This is a genomic window from Azospirillum sp. A1-3, assembly GCF_023806445.1.
Classification (GTDB): Bacteria; Pseudomonadota; Alphaproteobacteria; order Azospirillales; family Azospirillaceae; genus Azospirillum.
On sequence record NZ_JAMSLU010000004.1, the window covers coordinates 242,897 to 265,568 of the forward strand.

17 protein-coding genes are annotated in these 22,672 nt (G+C 69.2%); 10 read left to right on the plus strand and 7 right to left on the minus strand.

Features of this window, described 5'->3' with window-relative positions:
* Both M5E06_RS22515 and M5E06_RS22520 read right to left on the minus strand, forming a co-directional pair.
* Entirely contained in the window at positions 1-1,761 is a 1,761-nt protein-coding gene (locus M5E06_RS22515; RefSeq protein ID WP_252140098.1) for an acyl-CoA dehydrogenase family protein, read from the minus strand.
* On the minus strand, positions 1,758-3,326 hold the full coding sequence (locus M5E06_RS22520) for a fatty acyl-CoA synthetase (protein ID WP_252140099.1): 1,569 nt from the start codon (positions 3,324-3,326) through the stop codon (positions 1,758-1,760). The genes M5E06_RS22515 and M5E06_RS22520 overlap by 4 nt, the downstream gene beginning before the upstream one ends.
* A gap of 224 nt (positions 3,327-3,550) precedes the next feature.
* Here M5E06_RS22520 and M5E06_RS22525 point away from each other — a divergent pair, with 224 nt between their 5' ends.
* From M5E06_RS22525 to M5E06_RS22565, 9 genes are all read left to right on the plus strand, one after another.
* Positions 3,551-4,168: a TetR/AcrR family transcriptional regulator gene (locus M5E06_RS22525; protein ID WP_109152014.1), complete on the plus strand. Its 618-nt coding sequence runs from the start codon at positions 3,551-3,553 to the stop codon at positions 4,166-4,168.
* A gap of 185 nt (positions 4,169-4,353) precedes the next feature.
* Positions 4,354-5,715 (plus strand): globin-coupled sensor protein, encoded by a 1,362-nt coding sequence (locus M5E06_RS22530; protein WP_252140100.1) that lies wholly within the window; start codon positions 4,354-4,356, stop codon positions 5,713-5,715.
* Positions 5,716-5,824: 109 nt separating this feature from the next.
* On the plus strand, positions 5,825-6,907 hold the full coding sequence (locus M5E06_RS22535) for an AbrB family transcriptional regulator (RefSeq protein WP_252140101.1): 1,083 nt from the start codon (positions 5,825-5,827) through the stop codon (positions 6,905-6,907).
* A gap of 107 nt (positions 6,908-7,014) precedes the next feature.
* Positions 7,015-8,172 carry a trans-sulfuration enzyme family protein gene (locus M5E06_RS22540; protein WP_252140102.1) on the plus strand — a complete coding sequence of 386 codons (1,158 nt, stop codon included), beginning with the start codon at positions 7,015-7,017 and terminating at the stop codon, positions 8,170-8,172.
* Between the two features lie 158 nt (positions 8,173-8,330).
* Positions 8,331-9,605 carry an imelysin family protein gene (locus M5E06_RS22545; protein ID WP_252140103.1) on the plus strand — a complete coding sequence of 425 codons (1,275 nt, stop codon included), beginning with the start codon at positions 8,331-8,333 and terminating at the stop codon, positions 9,603-9,605.
* 140 nt (positions 9,606-9,745) lie between these two features.
* The gene (locus M5E06_RS22550; protein ID WP_252140104.1) at positions 9,746-11,230 is read left to right on the plus strand and encodes a multicopper oxidase family protein; all 1,485 of its coding nucleotides are present in this window, start codon (positions 9,746-9,748) and stop codon (positions 11,228-11,230) included.
* Between the two features lie 199 nt (positions 11,231-11,429).
* Positions 11,430-12,692 carry a di-heme oxidoredictase family protein gene (locus M5E06_RS22555; protein WP_252140105.1) on the plus strand — a complete coding sequence of 421 codons (1,263 nt, stop codon included), beginning with the start codon at positions 11,430-11,432 and terminating at the stop codon, positions 12,690-12,692.
* 51 nt (positions 12,693-12,743) lie between these two features.
* Positions 12,744-13,859, plus strand: a complete 1,116-nt coding sequence (locus M5E06_RS22560) for an imelysin family protein (protein WP_252140106.1) — start codon at positions 12,744-12,746, stop codon at positions 13,857-13,859.
* Between the two features lie 2 nt (positions 13,860-13,861).
* Positions 13,862-15,007, plus strand: a complete 1,146-nt coding sequence (locus tag M5E06_RS22565) for a DUF1513 domain-containing protein (protein ID WP_252140107.1) — start codon at positions 13,862-13,864, stop codon at positions 15,005-15,007.
* Between the two features lie 155 nt (positions 15,008-15,162).
* Here M5E06_RS22565 and fghA read toward each other — a convergent pair whose 3' ends face one another.
* Positions 15,163-16,014 carry an S-formylglutathione hydrolase gene (fghA, locus tag M5E06_RS22570; RefSeq protein ID WP_252140108.1) on the minus strand — a complete coding sequence of 284 codons (852 nt, stop codon included), beginning with the start codon at positions 16,012-16,014 and terminating at the stop codon, positions 15,163-15,165.
* 71 nt (positions 16,015-16,085) lie between these two features.
* On the minus strand, positions 16,086-17,204 hold the full coding sequence (locus M5E06_RS22575; RefSeq protein ID WP_085086643.1) for an S-(hydroxymethyl)glutathione dehydrogenase/class III alcohol dehydrogenase: 1,119 nt from the start codon (positions 17,202-17,204) through the stop codon (positions 16,086-16,088).
* Between the two features lie 135 nt (positions 17,205-17,339).
* Here M5E06_RS22575 and M5E06_RS22580 point away from each other — a divergent pair, with 135 nt between their 5' ends.
* Complete coding sequence (locus tag M5E06_RS22580; protein ID WP_252140109.1) at positions 17,340-18,239, plus strand: LysR substrate-binding domain-containing protein; 900 nt, start codon at positions 17,340-17,342, stop codon at positions 18,237-18,239.
* A gap of 15 nt (positions 18,240-18,254) precedes the next feature.
* Here the strand turns inward: M5E06_RS22580 and M5E06_RS35900 are convergent, their stop codons facing one another.
* From M5E06_RS35900 to M5E06_RS22595, 3 genes are all read right to left on the minus strand, one after another.
* Complete coding sequence (locus M5E06_RS35900) at positions 18,255-20,204, minus strand: ATP-binding cassette domain-containing protein (RefSeq protein ID WP_252140110.1); 1,950 nt, start codon at positions 20,202-20,204, stop codon at positions 18,255-18,257.
* Positions 20,201-22,279 carry a cysteine peptidase family C39 domain-containing protein gene (locus tag M5E06_RS22590; RefSeq protein ID WP_252140111.1) on the minus strand — a complete coding sequence of 693 codons (2,079 nt, stop codon included), beginning with the start codon at positions 22,277-22,279 and terminating at the stop codon, positions 20,201-20,203. The genes M5E06_RS35900 and M5E06_RS22590 overlap by 4 nt, the downstream gene beginning before the upstream one ends.
* A 67-nt stretch (positions 22,280-22,346) precedes the next feature.
* Complete coding sequence (locus M5E06_RS22595) at positions 22,347-22,658, minus strand: hypothetical protein (protein ID WP_252140112.1); 312 nt, start codon at positions 22,656-22,658, stop codon at positions 22,347-22,349.
* Between the last annotated feature and the right edge of the window lie 14 nt (positions 22,659-22,672).

The window sequence follows — 22,672 nt, forward strand, 5'->3', positions numbered from 1 at the left end:
CTATCCTTCGATGCCCCCCAGCCGGTCGGACAGTCCCGCATCCAACCCGGCATAGCCGCTGCGGATGCGTGCCTCCAGCATGGCGGTTTCGGGTAGCAGCCGGGTCATGAAGAAACGCGCCAACCCGATGCGGGCATCGAGGAATGCCGGATCATAACCTGCCGGTTGCCGGACCGCGGCGGAGGCGGTCAGCCCCCACATCCAGCCATAGGCGACCAGCGCCGTCAGCCGCAGCAGGTCGGTCGCCCCGGCCGCCCCGTCGCGCGGGTCGCGCCCCTCCTGCCGCAGCCAGTCGGCGAGGCCGCGCAACCGGTCGGCAGCACTCCGCAGGGGCTCCGCCAGTTCCCGGGTCACAGGATCGTCGGCCAGCGTCGCCGCGGCATCCGCCACCGCGTCCAGCATCCGCGTCAGCGGTCGGCCGCCATGCAGGCCCAGCTTGCGCTGCACGAGGTCGAGCGCCTGGACGCCGTTGGTGCCCTCGTAGATCTGCGTCGCCCGCACGTCGCGGACCAGCTGCTCGACGCCATTGTCGCGGATATAGCCGTGGCCGCCCATCACCTGCTGGGCCAGCACCGCCGCCTCGAAGCCGAAATCGGTGCCGGCAGCCTTCACCACCGGTGTCAGCAGCGCCGCCCAATCCTCCGCCTTCTCCGCCAGCGACGGATCCTTGGCGGCGCGGTCGAGCCACAGCGCCACCCATCCGGCAAGCGCCCGTCCGGCGTCGGTCAGCACGCGGGCGGTCAGCACCATCCGCCGCACGTCGGGATGATGCAGGATCGGTTTGCCTTCATCGCCACCGGGCGCCCTGCCCTGCACGCGCTCGCGGGCATAGGTCAAAGCCGCCTGCGCCGCGCGTTCGCCCACCCCGATGCCCTGGATGCCGACGAACAGCCGTTCGTGGTTCATCATCGTGAACATGGCGGCGAGGCCGCGATGCGGCTCCCCCACCATCCAGCCGACGGCACCCTCATAGGACACCACGCAGGTGGGCGAGGCGTGCAGCCCCATCTTGCGTTCGACTGACAGCACGGACCAGCCGTTGCGGGCTCCGTCGGGCAGGCGCTTCGGCACGACGAACAGGCTGATGCCGCGGGTGCCCGGCGGCGCGTCGGGCAGGCGGGCCAGCACCAGATGCACGAGGTTCCCGGTCAGGTCATGGTCGGCGGAGGAGATGAACATCTTCTGCCCGGCCAGCCTGTAGGTGCCGTCGCCCACCGGCTCCGCCCGCGTGCGCAGCAAGCTCAGGTCGGTGCCGGCCTGCGGTTCGGTCAGGGCCATGGCGCCGGTCCAGTCGCCGGCCAGCATCGGCGGCAGGCAGCGCTCCTTCACCGCCGCGTTGCCATGGGCAGCGAGCGCCCGGATCGCGCCCTGGGTCAGGCCGGGGGTGATGCTGAAGGCGAGGTTCGCCGCGCACACCATCTCCGTCACCAGCGTGTCGAGCAGCGCCGGCATCCCCTGCCCGCCATAGGCCGGGTTGCCGGCCAGCCCGTTCCAGCCGCCCTCGCGCCAATGGCGCCACGCCTCATGGAAGCCGGCCGGCATGCGCACGCCGTCTCCCTCGACCCGCGCGCCCTCCTCATCGCCGGAACGGTCGAGCGGCAGCAGCACGTCCATCGCCAGCCGCCCGGCCTGGGCCAGCACCGCGTCGAACAGATCGGGCGTCGCGTCCTCCCAACCCGCTGCGGCAAGCGCGGCGGGAGCCTTCAGCACCTCGTTGACGAGGAAGCGGACGGATTGCAGCGGCGGTTCATACGCGCTCATGCGGCGGTCTCGCTATAGGCGCGGCGGAGTTCGCGCTTCAGCAGCTTGCCGGCGGTGTTGCGCGGCAGGCTGTCGACGAAATGCACCTGCTTGGGCAGTTTGAAGGGCGCCAGATGGCCGCGGCAATGGGCGATCAGCCCCTCGGCATCGACGCTCTGTCCGCTGCGCAGCACGACGAAGGCGGTCACCGCCTCGATCCATTTCGGGTCGGGCAGAGCCACCACCGCGACCTCGGCGACGGCGGGGTGGGTGTAGATCGCCTCCTCCACCTCGCGGCTGGCGACCACCACGCCGCCGGTGTTGATGACGTCCTTGATCCGGTCGACGATGTAGAGATAGCCGGCCTCGTCCAGAAAGCCGACGTCGCCGGAATGGAACCAGCCGCCCTGGAACGCCTCCTCCGTCTCACGCTCCTTGTCCCAATAGCCGACCATCAGCTGGGGGGAGCGGTGGACGATCTCGCCATGGGTGCCCGGCGGCACGTCGTTCATTTCCAGATCGACCACCCGCGTCTCGACATTCAGCACCGGACGGCCGGCGGAGGCGGGACGCTCCTCATGCTCCTCCGGCGCCAGAACGGTGGCGAGTGGGCCGATCTCGCTCTGGCCATAGCAGTTGAAGGCGCGGGCGTTGGGCAGGCGCTGGCGAAGCTCCTGCAGCACCGGAACCGGCATGATCGAGGCGCCGTAATAGAGCTTTTCCAGCGACCCCAGATCATGCGCGCCGAAATCGGGATGGCGCAGCAGCCCGACCCACACCGTGGGCGGCGCGAAGAAGGAGGTGATGCGGTGCGCCGCGATCAGTTCCAGGCACTGCTTCAGCGCCGGGGTCTGGATCAGCAACGTGGTGGCGCCGACCATCAGCTGCGGCATCAGGAAGACGTGCATCTGCGCCGAATGGTAGAGCGGCAGCGCCGCCAACGCGCGGTCGCTTTCGGCGAAGCGGCAATTATGGATGGCGCTTTCATACTCCGCCAGCAGGCTGCCATGGGTCATCATCGCGCCCTTCGGCGCCGCGGTGGTTCCGGAGGTGTAGAGAAGCTGAACCACCGTGTCGGCATCCACCACCACCTCGATGTCCGCCGATGCGCCCGCATCCTGCGCGATGGACAGAACGTCCAGCTCACCGCTGCCGGCGGCCAGCGTCCCGATCCATTCCAGCCGCGCGGCCTGACCGGAATCGGCCAGAGGACCAGCCAGATCGGCGTCGTGCAGCACCATCTGCGCGCCGGACTGGGTCAGGATGTAGGACAGTTCCTCCCCCGTCAGGGCGTAATTGACCGGCACATGGATGAAGCCGCCGACCGCGCAGCCGAGCCACGCCACGACATAGGCGTCGGAATTGCGCCCGAAGGCCGCCACCCGGTCTCCCCGCTTCAGGCCCATGTCCGTGAACCGCCGGGCCACCCGCTTCGCGGCAAGGTGCAGGTCGGTGAAGCTCCATTCGCGGCCTTCATAGCGGAGCGCGATACGGCCGCCATGCCGCCGCGCCGCCCGTGCCAGAGCGCCGCCGATGCTGATACCGCGCGCCGCGGCGATCGCGTTGTTCGCAACGTCCATAGGCATGCGTGTCCTCCCGGTTTTCAGGTTTTCGCGACCGGCGCCGCTCACCGATGCACGGGCGCGGCCGGATTTCTTTTTTACTGACTGGAACCTAAGTTACTTGAAAGTAGGAACAGAAACAAGTTTGCTGAACGAACGGACGAACGCTGCCCCTGGACATAGGCACCGGCAAGTGGGAAAGCGATGGGCAGGGACGCAGGACAATGATCGAAGGGAGCCAACGCCGCATGTCGGAGTCGCCATGGAAGACCGCCGCCGACCGCCGCAGCGAGCGCGAGGAAAAGCGGATCGCCGTGCTGCGAACCGCGGCGCAGGCGTTCAACGAGCTTGGCTATCACGCCACCTCGCTGGACGACATCGCCCGCCGGCTGAACGTCACCAAGCCGACGATCTATTACTATGTGAAGAACAAGGAGGAGATCCTGTTCGAGTGCGTGCGGATCGGGCTGGAACTGCTCGATAGCGCATCGAGCGAAGTGATCGGTCATGGCGGCAGCGCCTATGACGAGCTGGTGGCGGTAATGACCACCTATGTCGGCATCGTCACCATGGATTTCGGCATGTGCGTGATCCGCGTCGGCGAGGAGCCGCTGACCGAGGAAAGCCGCCGCACCCTGCGTGGCCTGAAGCGCAGCATCGACCTGAAATTCCGCAGCCTGATCGAGCGCGGCATCGCGGAAGGCAGCATCGCCCCCTGCGATCCGAAGATCGCCGCCTTCACGCTGTCGGGCGCGCTCAGCTGGGTCGCGCGCTGGTACCGCCCGGACGGCGATTTGGACCCGGCGGAGATTTCTCGCCAGTCCATCGCCCTGCTGCTGAACGGCCTGCGCCCGCGACCCGCATGATAGGCCGAAGGTGCGCGGGCTCATGGGCGGTCGCCCGTCTATGATCGGCCGCTGCGCTCTTTCTTAGACATATGGGAGTATGATGAAAATGAGGGCGTCAGACGCCCTTGGCGGGCGATCCAGAAGACGTTTCGTAACGTAGAACGATCCCAAAGAGGCACATGAACCGAGGATCGTCCAAAATCATGACCGTCGAGCTGACAGATTCGCAGGCGAAGCGACTTGCCACCTTCTCCATCACCGATGACGATCTGGCCCGGCTCCGGGGGAACCGCGAATTTGCGGAGCGGCGGCTACCCGCGCTTCTTGAGCAATGGCACCGGCATTTCGATGCGTGGCCGGAGATCCAGACTGCGCTGAAGCTTCCCGACGTGCATGCCGCCCGGCTGGACCATTGGATGCGGGCCGCGTCCGGCCGGATCGATGCGGGCTTCGCCGACTCCGCGAAGCGGCTCGCGACGCTGTTCTATCGGAACGGCGTTCCGGCCTATGCGGTGTCGATCTGCCATTACATCGTCAGCTCCAACATCGCCCGCGAATTGGGCCTAATCGGCGGTGACGATGGTCTGGCCGCCAACCTGTTCGGCGCCTCCGCCCGCCGCACCCGCGCCGCCCAGCTGGAAACGCTCAACAAGATCGCGTGGTTCGACATTGAGTTGCTTCTGGAGACCTATCGCGAGGCGGAGGAGGAGAGCAAGCGCGCCACGCTCGACCGGCTTGCCGGCACGTTCGAGGACAGCGTGAAGGGCATCGTGGAGGGCACTGTCGCCGCCTCCAACCAGATGCAGGCCCATGCCCAGCGCATGTCGGAAATCGCCACCAGCACCAGCCGCCGTTCCTCCGACGTGGCGTCGGAAACCGAAGTCACCTCGTCCAGCATGCAGACGGTGGCCGCGGCGACCGAACAGCTCTCGATCTCCATCTCCGACATCAGCCGCCACGTTACCGAATCGTCCCGCATCTCCTCCTCCGCCGTCGACGAGGCGGAGCGGACGAAGAGCACCGTCAGCGGGCTGGTCGAAGAGGCCAAGCGCATCGGCGACGTGGTCAAGCTGATCAGCAACATCGCCAGCCAGACCAACCTCCTTGCGCTGAACGCCACCATCGAGGCGGCGCGGGCCGGCGAGGCGGGCAAGGGCTTCGCCGTCGTCGCCAACGAGGTGAAGCACCTCGCCAACCAGACCGCGAAGGCGACGGAGGACATCTCCAGCCAGATCGCCGGCATGCAGAGCGCCGCCGGCAATGCCGCCGAGGCGATTCACGCGGTCGGCCGCACCATCACCCACATCAACGAGATCGTCACCACCGTCGCCGCCACGGTGGAACAGCAGACCGCCGCGACCCAGGAAATCACCCGGAACGTGCAGGAGGTCGCGGTCGGCACCCGCCGGGTCACCGACTCCATCGGTCAGGTGACGCAATCCTCGTCGGAGACCGGCGGCATCGCGCAGGAGGTGCTGGCCGCCGCCGGTCTGCTGCACCGGCAGGCGGACGACCTGAATCGCGGCGTCGGCGATTTCCTGACCCGCATCCGCACCGCCCGCTGATCCGCTTATCTGCCGCGCATGGCTGCCGCGCCTGTTCCCCTGCTGGACGGGCAAGGCCGGCGGCAGGCAGCATGCCGGGGACGCAAATCATTCGCACAGGTAAGAGTTCGTGGTCGGGACAAGGGACGGGGCGGAAGGGGGCTGGTCGAAGCTCCGCGCGCGAACGGTGGCGCAATGGGCGGGCCTGCTTGCACTGTCGGCAGCGGTGACGTTGGGACTGGAAGCGGTCGGGCTGCCGGCGGCTTGGCTGATCGGGCCGATGATCGGAGCCATCGCGCTCGGCGTCGGCGGAGCGTCCATCCGGGTTCCGCCCTCGGGCTTCACCATGGCGCAGGCGATCATCGGCTGCCTCGTCGCCCATGCCGTCACCTCGTCGATCCTGCTGTCCATCGCGCGGAACTGGCCGCTGATGCTGGGAACCGTCGGGCTGACGGTGGTGGTCAGCGGCATCGTCGGCTGGCTGTTCGTCCGCTACGGCAGCCTGCCCGGCACCACCGCCGCCTGGGGCGTGTCGCCGGGTGCCGCCGCCGCCATGGTCGCCATGGCCGGGGAATACGGAGCGGACGCGCGGCTGGTGGCGGTGATGCAGTATCTGCGCGTGGTGCTGGTGGTGCTCAGCGCCTCGCTGGTCACGCACGCGCTCACCGCCGCCCCGGACGGCGGCGCCCTGCCGGTCGCGCCGGTGGAGGTGCTGGACCTTCGTGGGCTGGCGGCGACGCTGCTGGTCGCCGGGCTGGGCGGCTGGATCGGGCAGCGCTTCCGCATCCCCTCGGGCGCGCTTCTGGTGCCGATGGTGCTGGGCGCGCTGGTCCAGGCCGGCGCCGGGGTGACCCTGCAGCTGCCGCACCTGCTGCTGACCGTCACCTACACCGTCATCGGCTGGAGCATCGGCCTGCGTTTCACCCGCGAGGTGCTGCGCCACGCGATGCGCGCCGTGCCGCAGATGCTGCTGTCGACGGGGTTGATGATCGCGCTGTGCAGCCTGTCGGCCTGGGTGCTGGTCACGCTGCTGCCGACCGATCCGCTGACCGCCTTCCTCGCCACCAGCCCGGGCGGGCTCGATTCCGTGGTGGTGATCGCGCTGGGAAGCGGGGTGGATTTGCCGCTGGTGCTGGCGCTGCAGACCTTGCGGCTGTTCGTGGTGGTGCTGTCCGGGCCGCCGCTCGCCCGACTGATCGCGCGGTACGCCTGAACCGTTTGGGATGAAAGGCGGAATCCCGGGACGGGGCGTTGCGCCGGCTCCGCTCCGGGGCGTATCCTGATTTCCCCCCTCATGCCAGCTACCGGAGTGTCCCGGCAATGACCGACCGTCCCCACCGTCCCGAAACCATCGCTGCCGGCGCCCTGGGCTTCGAGGACGCGGCCAGCGGCGCGGTCATTCCGCCGATCCACCCGTCCACCACCTATGTCCGCGACCCCGACAACGGCTATGACCGCGGCCGGGTCTATGCCCGCGCCGACAACCCCACCTTCGACATTCCGGCGCGGACGATCACCGAACTGGAAAAGGGCGCGGACACCCTGCTGTTCGCCTCCGGCATGGCGGCGGCGACCGCCGTGTTCCAGGCGTTGGATCCCGGCGACCATGTGCTGGTGCCCGACGTGATGTACTGGGCCTTCCGCAATTGGGTGCATGGACCCGCCTCCCGGTGGGGGCTGAAGGTCGAAGGGGTGGACACCAGCGATACGGACGCGGTGCGCGCCGCGCTCCGTCCCGGCCAGACGCGGCTGGTCTGGGTCGAGACCCCGGCCAACCCGCTGTGGACCGTCACCGACATCGCCGCCGTCGCCGAACTGGCGCACGAAGCCGGGGCGTGGCTGGCGGTGGACAGCACGGTCGCCACGCCGGTGCTGACCCGGCCGATCGAACTGGGCGCCGACATCGTCATGCATTCGGCGACCAAATACCTGAACGGCCATTCGGACGTCGTCGCCGGCACCCTGACCGCCGCCCGCAAGGACGAGTTCTGGACCCGCATCAAGGCGGTGCAGACCCAGCAGGGCGGCATCCTCGGCAGCTTCGAGGCATGGCTTCTGCAACGCGGCCTGCGCACCCTGTTCGCCCGCGTCCGCTGGCAGAGCGCCGCGGCGATGTCGCTGGCGGAGCGGCTGACGGCCCATCCGCGGGTGTCGGAGGTGCTGTATCCCGGCCTGCCCGGCTTCCACGGCCACGGCATCGCCTCCCGCCAGATGACCGGCGGCTATGGCGGCATGCTGTCGATCCGGGTGAAGGGTGGCACCCAGGCCGCCATCGACACCGCCGCCCACGTCGGCATCTGGCGTCGCGCCACCTCGCTCGGCGGGGTGGAGAGCCTGATCGAGCATCGCGCCAGCATCGAAGGCCCGACCTCCCCCGTGCCCGGCGACCTGCTGCGCCTGTCGGTCGGCCTGGAGTCGCCCGAAGACCTTTACGACGACCTGGATCAGGCGCTCGGCCAATCGATCGGCCAGGGCTGAGCGGCGGGGACAGATCGACGCGGCACCGGCGGCATGCGCATTTCCGAGTACCCCCAACGCGGATAGGGCTTGACAGTGAGAATGATTCGCGACGTTATTCGCTGAGAATAAGTCGCACTTGCTGTCATTACCGACCACCGACGTTCGAGGAGACCTCCATGTCGAAGCGCGCTGCCGGCTTCGCCGCCGTAGCCGTCGTTGCCCTGCTGCCGTTCGCCGCCCAGGCGGCCGGACCGGCCTACAAGGACGTGGCGAAGAATTACGCCGACATCGCCCATGCCGCCTATCAGGACGCCACAAACGGCGCCAAGGCGCTGAAGAAGGCGGTGGACGCCCTGGTCGCCAACCCGACCGAGGAAACGCTGGCGAAGGCGCGCGAGGCCTGGAAGGCCGCCCGCGTTCCGTACATGCAGACGGAAGCCTTCCGCTTCGGCAACCCGGTCGTCGACGAGTGGGAGGGCAAGGTGAATGCCTGGCCGCTGGACGAGGGCCTGATCGACTACGTTGACGAGGGCTATGCCGGCGGCGAGAGCAACCCCTACGCCAAGGCGAACGTCATCGCCAACCCGAAGATCACGGCCGGCGGCAAGACCATCGACGCCACCAAGATCACCAAGGACCTGCTGGCCGACAAGCTGCACGAGGCCGGCAAGGTCGAGGCGAACGTCGCCACCGGTTACCATGCCATCGAGTTCCTGCTGTGGGGCCAGGACCTGCACGGCACCGGTCCGGGCGCCGGCGAGCGCAAGGCGACCGACTATGCCAAGGGCAAGGACTGCACCAACGGCCACTGCGACCGCCGCGCCCAGTATCTGAAGGTCGCCACCCAGATGCTGGTGGACGATCTGTCCGAGATGACCGCCGATTGGGCCGCCAAGGGCAAGGCCCGCGTCTCCATCGCCAAGGCGCCGGAGGGCGAGGGCGTCGCCCGCATGCTGACCGGCCTCGGCTCGCTGAGCTACGGCGAACTGGCCGGCGAGCGCATGAAGCTCGGCCTGATGCTGCACGACCCGGAGGAGGAGCATGACTGCTTCTCCGACAACACCCACAACTCGCACTATTACGACGAAGTCGGCATGGTGAACGTCTACAACGGCAGCTACAAGCGCACCGACGGCAAGACCGTGTCGGGCGCCTCGCTGTCGCAGCTGGTCGCCGCCAAGTCCGCCGACGCCGACGCCGCGGTGAAGACCGCCATGGGCAACACCATGAAGGCGATGCAGGCGATCAAGGACACCGCCGACAGCGGTAAGATGGCCTACGACCAGATGATCGCCGCCGACAACGACGAGGGCAACAAGCTGGTCGCCAACGGCATCGACGGTCTGGTCGCCCAGAAGAAGGCGCTCGAAGGCGCCGTCGCCGCGCTCGGTGTTTCGGTCGATGTCAAGGGATCCGACAGCCTCGACGACCCGTCGAAGATCGGCAAGTAAGCACGCCTGCCCGGCTCCGGTCCCGCGCCGTCCCGCGCATGACCGAACCACCCGCGCTTCCCTTCCGGGCCGATCCGGCCAGGGGCGGAAGCGGGACAGGAGCCGGCTCTCTTCCCGCCTGAAGTTTCTGGACCGCCGTCATGCCGCATCGTCTCGCCGTTACTCTGTCCCGCCGCGCCCTCCTGCGTGCCGGAGGTGCCGCCGTCGCGGCGACGGCGCTCGGCGGGACCGGATTGAAGGCTCCCGATGCCGGCGTGCTGAAGCCCGGCCTTGCCGGCCCGGCGCCCGTCACCTCGGCCGGCGATCTGGTCGAGGTCGAACTGGTCGCCAAGCAGCGGATGCAGCGCATCCTGCCCGAACCGGCCGAGCCCTCGCCGCTGATCACCTATGCCGACCATTTCCCCGGCCCGATCATCCGCATGCGCAAGGGCCAGCGGCTGCGCGCCACCCTGGTGAACGAGCTGGACGAGCACACCTCCGTCCACTGGCACGGCATCCGCCTGCCGAATCTGGAAGACGGCGTGCCCTATCTGACCCAGCCGCCGACCAAGCCCGGTGAGCGCCATGTCTACGAGTTCACGCCGCCGGACGCCGGGTCCTTTTTCTTCCATCCCCATTGCAACACGGTGGAACTGCTGGGTCGCGGCCTTGCCGGCATCCTGATCGTCGAGGAGCCGGACGCGCCGAAATTCGACGCGGACCTCGTCTGCCTGGTCAAGGACTGGCAGCTGGACAAGACCGGCAAATTCGGCACCTTCATGACCGACCGCGGCGCCTCGCGCGCCGGCACCTTCGGCAGCGTGTCCACCGTCAACGGCGCCATCGATCCGGTGATCGAGGTTTCCACCAACGGCGACATCCGCGCCCGCCTCTACAACATCGACAACACCCGCGTCGTCGATCTGCGGGTGGAGGGGGCGGAGGCCTGGATCATCGCCGTCGACGGCAACCCGCTGCCGCCCCGCCCGCTGGACGGCTGGCCGATGGGGCCGGCGATGCGCATCGACGTGCTGTTCCGGGCTCCGGCCAAGGCGGGCCAGACCCTGCGGCTGACCAACGTCTATTCGGCCGAGCCCCGGCCGCTCGCCACCTTCCGCGCCGTCGGTCCCGCCCGTCCGAACAAGCGCTTCAAGCCGCGCGCCCTGCCCGCCTCCGCCATTCCCGAGCCGGACCTGAAGGACGCGCCGATCATCCCGATGGCCTTCTCCGCCACCGCGGTGGCGCAGAGCTTCGATCCTGCGGTGGTGCCCGGCCTGCCCTATGCCGACGCGCTGTGCCTGTCGGCGAAGACCTTCTGGGCGATCAACCAGCAGAGCTGGCCAGAGGGCGGACACGAACATCTGCCGCCGCCGCTGGTCACGCTGGAAAAGGGGCGCAGCTATATCTTCGAGCTGGCCAACCTGACGCCGCACCTGCACCCGATCCACATCCACGGCTACACCTTCAAGGTGCTGTCCTCCGACGGCCGCAAGGTGGTGCCCCACAACGCCGACACGGTGCTGCTGGAACCGAAGGAACGGCTGCGCGTGGCGATCAAGGCCGACAATCCCGGCGACTGGATGTTCCACTGCCACATCATCGAACACCAGGACACCGGCATGATGGGATACATCCGCGTTGCTTGATTCACGACTTACGCACCTGAAATCCCCTCTCCCCCCCGGGGAGAGGGTCAGGGTGAGGGGGCAGCATGGGCGCCAGCCCATGCCAGGGGATTGCCAAGGGGCAGAATGCCCCTTGGCGGCGCGCGACAGCGCGCCGGCCCCCTCACCCTTCCCACCGCTTCGCGGCGGGCCCCTTCCCTCTCCCCGGGGGAGAGAGGGTATGTCGTTTCGCGCTGCCCTAACCGCCCTGCTGCTGCTCCTCGCCCCGACCGCCCAAGCCGCCGACAGCCTCGACAACCGCATCGGCGAGGCGCTGTTCCGCCGCATGTGGGTGGCGGCGCCCACCGCGACCCAGGCGGCGGACGGCCTCGGGCCGCTTTACAACGCCCGCTCCTGCGCCACCTGCCATCCGCGCGCCGGCGGCGGCCGGCCGCCCGATCCGGCGGTGGAGGGCGACCAGGGCGTCGGCTATGCGATCAAGCTGAACGCCGACCCGGTCTATGGCCGGCAGATCCAGTCCAACGCCACCCTCGGACAGGTGATCGAAGGCCGCCCCCGCGTCACCTACCGCGAGGAGGAGGTGCGCTTCCCCGACGGCGAGACCGTCCGCCTGCGCCACCCGACGCCGGTCATCGAGGATCTCGGCTATGGCCCGTTGGCCGAGGCGACGGTGATGTCGGCCCGCGTGCCGCCGCGCGTCCATGGCATGGGCCTGCTCGACCGCATTCCGGCCGAAGCCATTGAGGCCGAAGCCGCGCGGCAGGTGGCGTCCGGCGGTCCCGTCGCCGGACGGGTGAACCATGTGACGGTGGACGGCAAGCGTCAGGTCGGCCGCTTCGGCTGGAAGGCGATACACCCCACCCTGGACCATCAGGATGCGGAGGCCTTCAGCCTCGACATCGGCATGTCGACCCCGGCCTATCGCGAGCCGTGGGGCGACTGCACCCCGGCGCAGACCGCCTGCCGCGAGGCCCCGCATGGCGATTCCAAGCAGTTCGAGGGACTGGAGATCCCCAGCACGATCATCGGCCTGATCGACGGCTACCTGCGCGACCTGCCGCCCGACGGCAGTCTGGAGGCGCCGAAGGACACGGCGGGGACCACGCTGTTCGCCGACACCGGCTGCGCCACCTGCCACCGTCCGTCCTGGCACACGGCGGAGGACCCGGCCCATCCGGCCCTCTCCAACCGCGCAATCTTCCCGCACAGCGACATGCTTCTCCACGACCTCGGCCCCGCATTGGGGGACGAGTTGCCGATGGGCGAGGCGCGCGGATCGGACTGGCGAACCACGCCGCTGTGGGGGCTGAACCGGCTGGCGGCCAGCGACGGACAACTGTCGCTCCTGCATGACGGGCGCGCCCGCAGCGTCACCGAGGCGATCCTGTGGCATGGCGGCGAAGCGGAAGGGGCGAAGGACCGCTTCATGTCGCTGCCGGGCGAAGAGCGGAAACGGCTGGTGCGTTACGTGCTGGGTTTGTAAAGGAAGGGCGGGGGCTTCGATCCACGCCAACGGCAGAAGGGATTTGATCGTATGCGACGCCGCATAGTGCTTGGACTGATGTCTGCCGCCGCCGCCGTGGCGGCTCTGCTGCCGCGGACGCCGGCCTTCGCCGCCCGCCAGTCCGACAAGGACGCCGCCTTCCTGGGCGGCATGGTCCGCACCCATGCCCTGCCGCGCTTCGATGCGCTGGTTGCCGCCGCCGATGGTTATGCCGACACGCTCGACCGCTTCGCCGCCGGCCCCACCGCCGCCGGGCTGGAGGAGGCGCGCGCGGCCCACACCAAGGTCACCGATGCCTGGGCGTCCGTGCAGCATCTGCGGCCGGGTCCCCTCACCATGAACCTGCGCGCCGACCGCATGTCCTTCTGGCCGGAGCGGCCGGGCGTGGTCCAGCGCCAGATCGGCCAGATCCTGCGCGACCATGACCCCAAGCTGCTGCAGCCGGGCGCGCTCGCCCGCCAGAGCGCGGCGGTGCAGGGGCTGACCGTGCTGGAACGGCTGCTGTTCGACGAAGGCGTGACTGCGGACAATTTCACCGGCAGCGACGCCAAGCAGTATCGCGGGCAGTTGGCCGTCGCCGCCGCCCGCAACATCGCCGCCATCGCGACCGAAGCGCGCGACGGCTGGAAGGAGCTGGAGGCGCCGCTCGCCGCCGGGCAGCCGACCGTCCTCGGCCCGACCGCCTCGGAAGCGGTCAACACGCTCTACTCCTCCGCCATCACCGCCATGCAGGTGGTGATCGACCAGAAGCTGATGGCTCCGCTCGGCGGCGGAATCGAGGACGCCAAGCCGTTGGTGGTGGAGGCGCTGCGCAGCGGCCGGTCGCTCCGCAACATTGCGCTGAACCTGGAGGGGCTGCGCGCCCTGCTGATGGGCGAGCATGGCGGGCCGGGCTTCGTCTCGCTGCTGCCGGCAAACGACGATGGCGCCACCGCCAAGCAGGCCATCGACGAGAGCTTCGCCGCCGCGATCAGCGCAGTGGAGGCGATCCCCGGTCCGCTGGACACGGCGGTGACCGACCCCGCCGCCCGCAAGAAGACCGAGAGCGCGCTGCGGCTGGTCAAGGCGGCGCGGGTGGAGATGCTGGGCACGCTGGCCCCGCTGCTGGACATCACGCTGGGCTTCAACGAACTGGACGGAGACTGACCATGGCAGTGGACCGCAGGAACATCCTGGGCGTGCTCGCCGGGCCGGTTTTCGGTGGGCGCGCAATGGGTGGGCGCATCGTCGGCGGGCTGCTGGCCGTGCTGATCGGCAAGGCCCATGCGGCGGACGCGGGCACGCTCTATCTCAACGCCTATGCCACTGCCGGGGCGGAGCCGAGCTTCGGCGTCGCGGCGCTGGATCGCGGCGGCAAAGTGCTGTTCACCACCGCGACGCCCGGCCGCGCCCACGCCATCATGCCGCGTCCGGGCGTGGCGGAGGCAGTCGTCTTCGCCCGCCGGCCCGGCCGCTGGTTCCAGACCCTGTCGCTGGCCGACGGCGCCCCCGGCCCGGTGGTGCGGGCGCCCGACGACCGCCGTTTCACCGGCCATGGCGATTATTCCGCCGACGGCCGCATCCTCTATGTCGCCGAGGATGACGTCCCGCGCGAGGAGGGCGCCATCGGCGTCTATGACGCCACCGACGGCTACCGCCGGATCGGCGTCATTCCGACCCATGGGCTCGGTCCGCACGAATTGATCCTGATGCGCGACGGCTCGACCCTGGCCGTCGCCAACGGCGGCGTCATCACCCATCCCGATACCGGCCGGGCCAAGCTGAACCTCGACAGCATGGACAGCTCGCTGACCTATGTCGAGGCGGCGACCGGCAAGCTGCTCGACAAGGTCCGCCTGCCGGAGGAGCACGCCAATCTCGGCATCCGTCACATCGCCCTGCTGGACGACGGCGGGGTTGCCTTCGGCGTGCAGGACGAGCGGCCCATCGGCATGCTGCAGCCCCTGACCGGCGCCCACCGTCCCGGCAGCGGCGCGGTCCGCCTGTTCGACGCGCCGGAGGATGTGCTGTCACGCATGCAGGGCTACATCGGCAGCGTCGCGTCGGATGGCAGGACGGTGGCCGCCAGTTCGCCGATGGGCGGGCTCATCGGGCTGTGGAATGCGGCGGACGGGGCATGGCTGGGCTCCACCGCGCTGGCCGACGGCTGCGGGCTCGCGCCGAACGGCGAGGGCTATCTGGCGACCAGCGGGTTGGGCGTCATCGAGCCGGTGTCGGTCAGCGCCGAAGCGGGACCGGAGCGCAAGGCGCCGGCCTTCCGCTGGGACAACCATCTGACTCGGCGCGTGGCTTGACGCCGAGCGTCAATGGAGGATGCGTTCTGCCCCCTCCCCGACCCTCCCCCGCTTCGCGGGAGAGGTTGCCTTCTGCGAAGCGGCGGCAGTCCCCTCTCCCGCCATAGGCGGGGGAGGGTTAGGGAGGGGGCAATGACACCCCTCCCAATCAGCCCCTACCCCACCAGCGCCGCCCAATGGTGGCGCAGATGGTCCTCGATGAACGTGCTGATGAAGAAATAGCTGTGGTCGTAGCCCGGCTGCATGCGCAGCGTCACCGGGTGTCCGACCTCCTGCGCGGCGGCGACCAGTGTCTCCGGCTTCAGTTGCGCTTCCAGGAAGCTGTCGCGGTCGCCCTGGTCGATCAGGATCGGCAGCCGCTCCGGCGCGGTCTTGATCAGCGCGCAGGCGTCCCACTCCAGCCAGCGGTCGCGGTCCGGCCCCAGATAGCGCCCAAAAGCCTTTTCGCCCCAGGGCACCGCCGCCGGGTTGACGATGGGGGAGAACGCCGACACAGCCCTATAGAAGCCGGGATGTTTCAGCGCGCAGACCAGCGCGCCATGCCCGCCCATCGAATGGCCGGCGATGGAACGGCGGTCGGTGACCGGGAAATTCGCTTCGATCAGCGCCGGCAATTCCCGCGTCACATAGTCATGCATGCGGTAGTTGCGCGCCCAGGGCTCCTCGGTCGCATCGACATAGAATCCGGCGCCCTGGCCGAAGTCCCAGGCGCCGTCGGGATCGCCGGGCACACCCTCCCCGCGCGGGCTGGTGTCGGGGGCGACGATGGCGAGGCCAAGCTCAGCCGCGACGCGGAAGGCGCCGGCCTTCTGGGTGAAGTTCTCGTCGGTGCAGGTCAGGCCCGACAGCCAATAGAAGACCGGAACCGTCGCGCCGTCCTCCACCTGCGGCGGCAGGAAGATCGCGAAGGTCATCTCGCAATTTACCGCCGCGGACTGATGCCGCACCCGTTTCAGCCGGCCGCCGAAGACACGGGTTTCCGACAGGGTGGTCAGGGGGTCGGTCATGGAAACGCCTTTTGAAAATCGATGGCGGGAAGGCTCCCTCCCCCAACACGGAGAAGGGAGCCTTCGTCACCTTACTGGTTGTAGAGGATGACGGAGCGGATGCTCTTGCCCTCATGCATCAGGTCGAAGGCGTGGTTGATGTCCTCCAGACCCATGGTGTGGGTGATGAAGGTGTCCAGCTCGAACTCGCCGCGCAGGTAGCGCTCCACATATTCCGGCAGCTCCGACCGGCCCTTGACGCCGCCGAAGGCGGAACCGCGCCAGACGCGGCCGGTGACCAGCTGGAACGGACGGGTGGAGATCTCCTCGCCAGCGCCGGCGACGCCGATGATGACCGACTCGCCCCAGCCCTTGTGGCAGCATTCCAGCGCGGCGCGCATCACCTTGACGTTGCCGATGCACTCGAAGCTGTAATCGACGCCGCCGTCGGTCAGCTCGACCAGCACTTCCTGGATCGGGCGATCATAGTCCATCGGGTTGATGACGTCGGTGGCGCCCAGCTGCTTGGCGATCTCGAACTTCGACGGGTTGATGTCGACGCCGATGATGCGGCTGGCCTTCGCCATGGTGGCGCCGATGATGGCCGACAGGCCGATGCCGCCCAGGCCGAAGACGGCGACGGTCGAGCCCGGCTCCACCTTCGCGGTGTTCATCACCGCGCCCATGCCGGTGGTGACGCCGCAGCCCAGCAGGCAGACCTTCTCCAGCGGGGCGGCCTTGTTGATCTTGGCGAGCGCGATCTCCGGCAGCACGGTGTATTCGGAGAAGGTCGAGGTGCCCATGTAATGGGCGATCTGCTTGCCCTTAAGGGAGAAGCGGCTGGTGCCGTCCGGCATCAGGCCCTTGCCCTGGGTGGCGCGGATCGCTTGGCACAGGTTGGTCTTGCCGGACAGGCAGAATTTGCACTTGCCGCATTCCGGCGTGTAGAGCGGGATGACGTGGTCGCCGACCGCCACGGACGTGACGCCGGGGCCGACCTCCACCACCACACCGCCGCCCTCATGGCCGAGGATGCAGGGGAACACGCCTTCGGAATCCTTGCCGGACAGCGTGTAGGCGTCGGTGTGGCAAACGCCGGTGGCGACGATGCGGACCATCACCTCGCCGGCCTTGGGCGCCGCGACCTCGACTTCTTCGATCTCCAGCGGACGGTTGGCTTCCCAGGCGACGGCGGCGCGCGACAGAACCATGTGGGTTTCCTTCCCCAATGCGGATGGCTTTTTGATTCCCACAGTGTAAACGCCTCGGGTCATTGCCAGAATGGCGATTTCGGGAATAGATTTTTGCGGTACGGGGATAATGCTGCGGATTCAAGGTGTAATTCCATGAGCGGCTGGGACGGCATCGACGAGTTCGTGGCGGTGGCGGAGAGCGGCAGCTTCTCCCGCGCGGCGGAGCGGCTGCGCGTTTCCTCTTCCCATGTCAGCCGCAGCGTGGCGCGGCTGGAGGACCGGCTGCAGGCCCGCCTGTTCTACCGCACCACCCGCAAGGTCAGCCTGACCGAGAGCGGCCGGGCCTTCCTCGCCCGTTGCCAAAGACTGGCGGAACAGCGCGACGACGCCTTTCTAGCGGTCGGCGCATTGCAGGGCGGCAGCGACAGCGAGGTGAAGGGGCTGCTGCGCATGACCAGCGCCACCGCCTATGGCGAGCAGTTCATCATGCCGCTGATCAACGACCTGATGGAGCGCCACCCGCAACTGAGCATCGAGGTGGAGCTGACCAACCGCCAGCTCGATCTGGTGCAGGAGGGGTACGATCTGGCGATCCGGCTCGGACGCCTCAGCGAATCGAGTCTGGTGGCGACCCGCATCGCCCCGCGCGTCATGCATCTCTGCGCCGCCCCGACCTATCTGGAACGCCACGGCACACCCGACAGCCTGGCGAGCCTCAGCGCCCACCAATGCCTGATCGGCACCACCGACCATTGGCTGTTCGACGACAACGGCCAGGACTGGCTGTTCCGTCCGCGCGGACGCTGGCGCTGCAACAGCGGCTTCTCGGTGCTGGACGCGGCATTGCGGGGGTTCGGGCTGTGCCAGCTGCCGGACTATTACGTGCGCGGGCCGGTGGCGGAGGGACGGCTGGTTTCCCTGCTGGACCGGCATCGGCCGCCCAACACGGCGGTGTGGGCGGTCTATCCGCAGAAACGGCATGTGCCGGCGAAGGTGCATGCGGCCATCCGGCACCTGAAGGACGGGCTGGCACGGCAGCCCGAATACCGCTGAACGGCACCAAGAAGGTCAGCCGTGCAGTGGGCCGGACAGGTCGAGCACTTGGTCGGCGAGTGCGAGGGTGGACGGGCGGTGGCTCGCCACCAGCACGGCGATGCCGCGGGCGCGCAGGTCGGCGAACAGGACGGCCTGCATATCCTCGTCCAGCGCGGCGGTCGCCTCGTCGAGGACCAGGAGGTCCGGATTGCGGGCGAGCGCGCGGGCGATCAGCAGCCGCTGCATCAATCCGGCCGGGAAGGAGTCCTCTCCCACCAGCGTCTGGATGCCCATCGGCAGGGCCGCGATATCGGTGTCTAGCCGGACCAGCCGCGCCGCCTCCCACGCGCGCTCCACCGGCAGCGGCGCCATGCCCAGGATGACCGACCTGATGGTCGCCACCCCGATCTGCTCGTCCTGCAGAACGGCACCGACGCGCCCACGAACGACGGCGGCATCCAGGCTGCGAAGGTCGCGGCCATTGACCCGCACCATGCCCGAATCCGGCCGAAGCAGGCCAAGCGTCAGCGCGATCAGCGTGGATTTCCCGCTGCCGGACGGGCCGGCGACCGCCACCACCTGCCCCCGCGCAAGGCTGAGCGACACGCCGCGCAGGCAGGGCTCCGGTGCCCCCGGATGGGTGAAGGTGACGTCGCAGAGGTCCAGGCGCTCCACCGGTCCGGGATCAGGCGCGCCAACCGGACTGTCGGGTGCCGCCCCCAGCAACGGGCGCAGGGGGGCGATCAGTTCGCCATCGGGAAGCCGGCCGAATGCACCTGCCAACCCCAGCACGGTCCGCACCGCCGGCAACGCCGCCAAGGCAGCGGCGGCTGCGACCGGCAGGCCGCTGCCCTCCCGCATCGCCAGTCCGCCGACCAGAAGCGCCACTCCCAGCATCAGAGCCTGTGCGACCGTATCGGCGTCGGCCCTGCGTGCCGCCGCGAAGCCGACCTGGGCCGACAGGGTGCGCAAGGCCGACATCGCCCGGTCCGTCGCCCAGCGATCGGACCCCAGAAGGCGAAGCTGAGGCAGGCTGGCGGCCGGCAGTTCGATTCTGTGCCAGGAGTCCGCCGCAGTATCCCGCCCCGCCCGCCGTATCCGGGCGGACCGGCGCAACAGCCACGCGTGCAGCAGCCCGCCCACGATAATCATGAACCCGCCTGCCAGCGCCGGCCAAGCTGCGGCCCATCCCATCACCACCAGCGCCGGCCCCAGCCGCACCAAAGCCTCGACCATCGCATGGCGACGTGTGACCGCCTGCTGCATCGCGGTGATGCCGTCGCGCAGCCGATCTTCCTGAACGGCACCGGCAACCGCCCGCAACATGCCGGGCGGGACGGCCAGAAGCCGCTCCCACAGCAGGCCATGCAGTCCGAGGTCTGATGCCGCGCCGGAGCATGCCGAGGCGACCCGCCGCACCCGTTCGCATAGTGCGGCCGCCACCGCCGCGAGCAGGAGAACCACGGCCAGGGCGGCGACTGCCGTCGTGCCGCCCGCCAAGGCGCGCTCGCCCAGCAGCAGCACCGCCACCGCCGGCAGCACCGCCGCGACGCCACCGCAGGACGCCGCGAACAGCGCCAGCATCCGGTCGGCCCGGCCGTCGCTCAGCGCAACTTTCAGCCATCGCGCCGGCGTCAGCGGCTCGACACCTCCGGCGCGGACAGGGGCGCAGGCATCGGGGGAAAGCGTCGCGGCGAGAGTCGCATCCACCGGGCGGGAGCAGCCGTCGGCCTCCTCCAGACGATAGCCGCCACGCCGGTCGGGAAGCAGCAGCACCGGCCCGCCATCGATCTGCCGGAAGGCCAACAGCGGCCCCTGGTCGCGCTGCCACCAGGGCGTCGTTCCCCGGCTGCCCGGCGGCAAGCGCACCCGGCGCAGGCGCAGTCCGAAGGCCGGGGCCGCCGCACGCAGCGCCGCTTCCCGGCCGCCATTGCGGATCAGCTTGCGCAGCCCGTCCACGATGTCGCCTGCCCCACCGGTCACGACGTCCTCTCCGCCCCAGCCGCCGGCTGGTCAAGGTGAAGGCGGTGTTCACAGCCCTCCAGCGTCGCCGGGCGCCGGCTGGTCACCAGGACAATGCGGTCGGGATGCTGCAGCCCGTCGAGGATCCGACGCGCCAAATCGGGCTCCAGCGCATCCAGAGCATCGTCGATCACCAGCAGGACCGGGTTGCGCAGAAGCGCCCGCGCCAAGGCCAACCGGCGTCGCTGTCCGCCGCTGAGTTCCGGGCCGCCTTCGGCCAGTTCCAGGGAAAGGCCGCCGCGCGATTCCAGATCGCTCCACAGCCGGACCTGCTCCAGCGCTGCAATCAACGCCGCGTCGGTTGGGGAGATGTCGCCGACCCGCAGGTTATCGGTGATCGTGCCGGCGATCACCGGACTGGAACGGTCGACAAGGGCCACCGTGCCGGGGCATCGACGGGCAACCGTCGCGACCGGCCGTCCGTCCAGCAGAACGCCTCCGGACGAGGGTTCCAGCAGCCCGCAGGAGAGCTTGGCCAGCACCGATTTGCCGGAACCGGAGGGGCCGCAGACCCCCAGCCGCTCTCCCGGTTCGAGACACAGATCGAGCCCGGACAGGACCGGCGGCGTCTGTGGCGATGGTTGGAACCCGGCGGACCGGACGCAGAGACGGGCGGCCGGGCGCTCTGCCGCAGGGGGATACTCCGCCTCGGCTGCCGCCGCTTCCAGATCGTCCAGGCGATGCAGGGCGGCTTTCAAATCCTGCAGCGCCGGCATGACGAGGTCCAGACGCAGGACCTGCCGATGTGCCGCCAGCGTCAGCACGGCGAGCGCCACCACTCCACCGCTCCCGATCCGGCCGGCGGCGAGGCTCGTCAGCAATACAGCCGCAAGACCAACCCCGGCGAGGCCGGTGAGCACCCCCATGAGCCGCGCATGGCGAGCCACCGATTTCTGCCGCCAGATGGTCTGCACGGCATGGCGGCCTGCAAGCTGGGCCAGAACCTCGCCATCGCGCCCACCGGTCCTGTGGGTGTCGAGCGTCGTGATGGTTCCGCCGTCCGGAACCAGCGGTGCCGGCGCATCCCGGCGTGCCGCCACGGCACCGCGCCGGAGATGAACCGTGGCAAGCGCGGTCAGGGCCGGGATGAGGGTCAGCAGCAGCACCGCCCCGCTCCACCCGTCGAGCCAAAAGGCGGCTGCGATCGGCAGGACCAGCAGCGGCAGTTCCACCAACCGCATGATGTCGCCGATGTGCCGTTGCAGCGCACCGCCCGCCAGCGGCACCTCCAGCACCTGTGCCATATCCCGGCGGGCGAACCAGACGGCGGGCATCCGCCGCAGCCGGCCGAACACGCCCGCGGCGGTGTCGTCGGCCAGCGTCATAGCCAGAAGCGCGGTCAGCCGGTCCCTGCCCCAGCCGGCGGCGACCACGGCAACACATGCTCCGGTCAGCGGGTTCAGGGCGGCGCCTCCGTCGGCCCAACTCCCCGCCGCGAGCGCCGCACCCACACCGGCGGCGCGGCCAAGGGCGGCGGACAGCAGAATGGCGGAGACGATACCCGCTTGCGGCCGAAGCCGCGTCACCAGCGCCAGCGCCGGTGAAGGCGGACGCCATTCCCCCTGCGGACGGTGTGCGCCGGGCTCCGGCGGCTGGATGGTTATGGCGATGCCGGTGAAGGAGTCGTCGACCTCGTCCCAGCCCATGACATGCGGCCCGCCGCCCGGGTCGTTGACCAGAAGCCCGTCGCGGGTCTCGGCCTCCACCACGACGAAATGGATGAAGCGGCTGTGGGCGATCAGGGGAAAGCCGAGAGAGGACAGACGGTCCGGCTCGGAACGGAAGGCGCGGGCAGCCATGCCGTGTTCGCGGGCGATGCGGATCAGGGTGCGGGCATTGACGCCAAGCCGGGTCGACCCCGCTTCGGCCCGCAACTGCTCCAGGGGAACCGGACAACCGTGATGAGCCAGCATGATGCCGAGCGCCGCCAGACCGCACTCCGCGATCTCGCCCTGGCGCAGTTCGGGCGTCGCCGTCCGCCTTCGGCCCTGGTCTTGACCTGGACGGGCCAAATTCGATGGTGGGGAGTTGCTCATTCTTGCTGAGCGTTGCGTCCGCGGGGAATTTCTCCGCAAGACGCAACGCCTGTCGGTTCTGAAGACCTCAGCGGCCGAAGCCGGAACCCTTCTTCGTTTCCTTCTGGCCAAAACCGGTGGGCGGGAAGCCGCCGGCAACCATGTCGAGTTCCTCGTCGCTCAGCTCCGCCTGGCTGTCCTCGGCCGGAACGGCAAGCAGTTCTCCATCGGTCTCGACCAGCCGCATCGGCATCGGCAGGTCGACATCGTAATGGCGCTTCACGGCCGCGTTCAGGTCGGCCTGAGCCTCTGCACGGAAGGCGTCGTCGGTCTTCAACCGCTCCGCCGCTGCGGCGATGGCATCGGCGCCGTACATCTGCTCGAAGTCAATGTTGCTCATTTCGGAAATGCTCC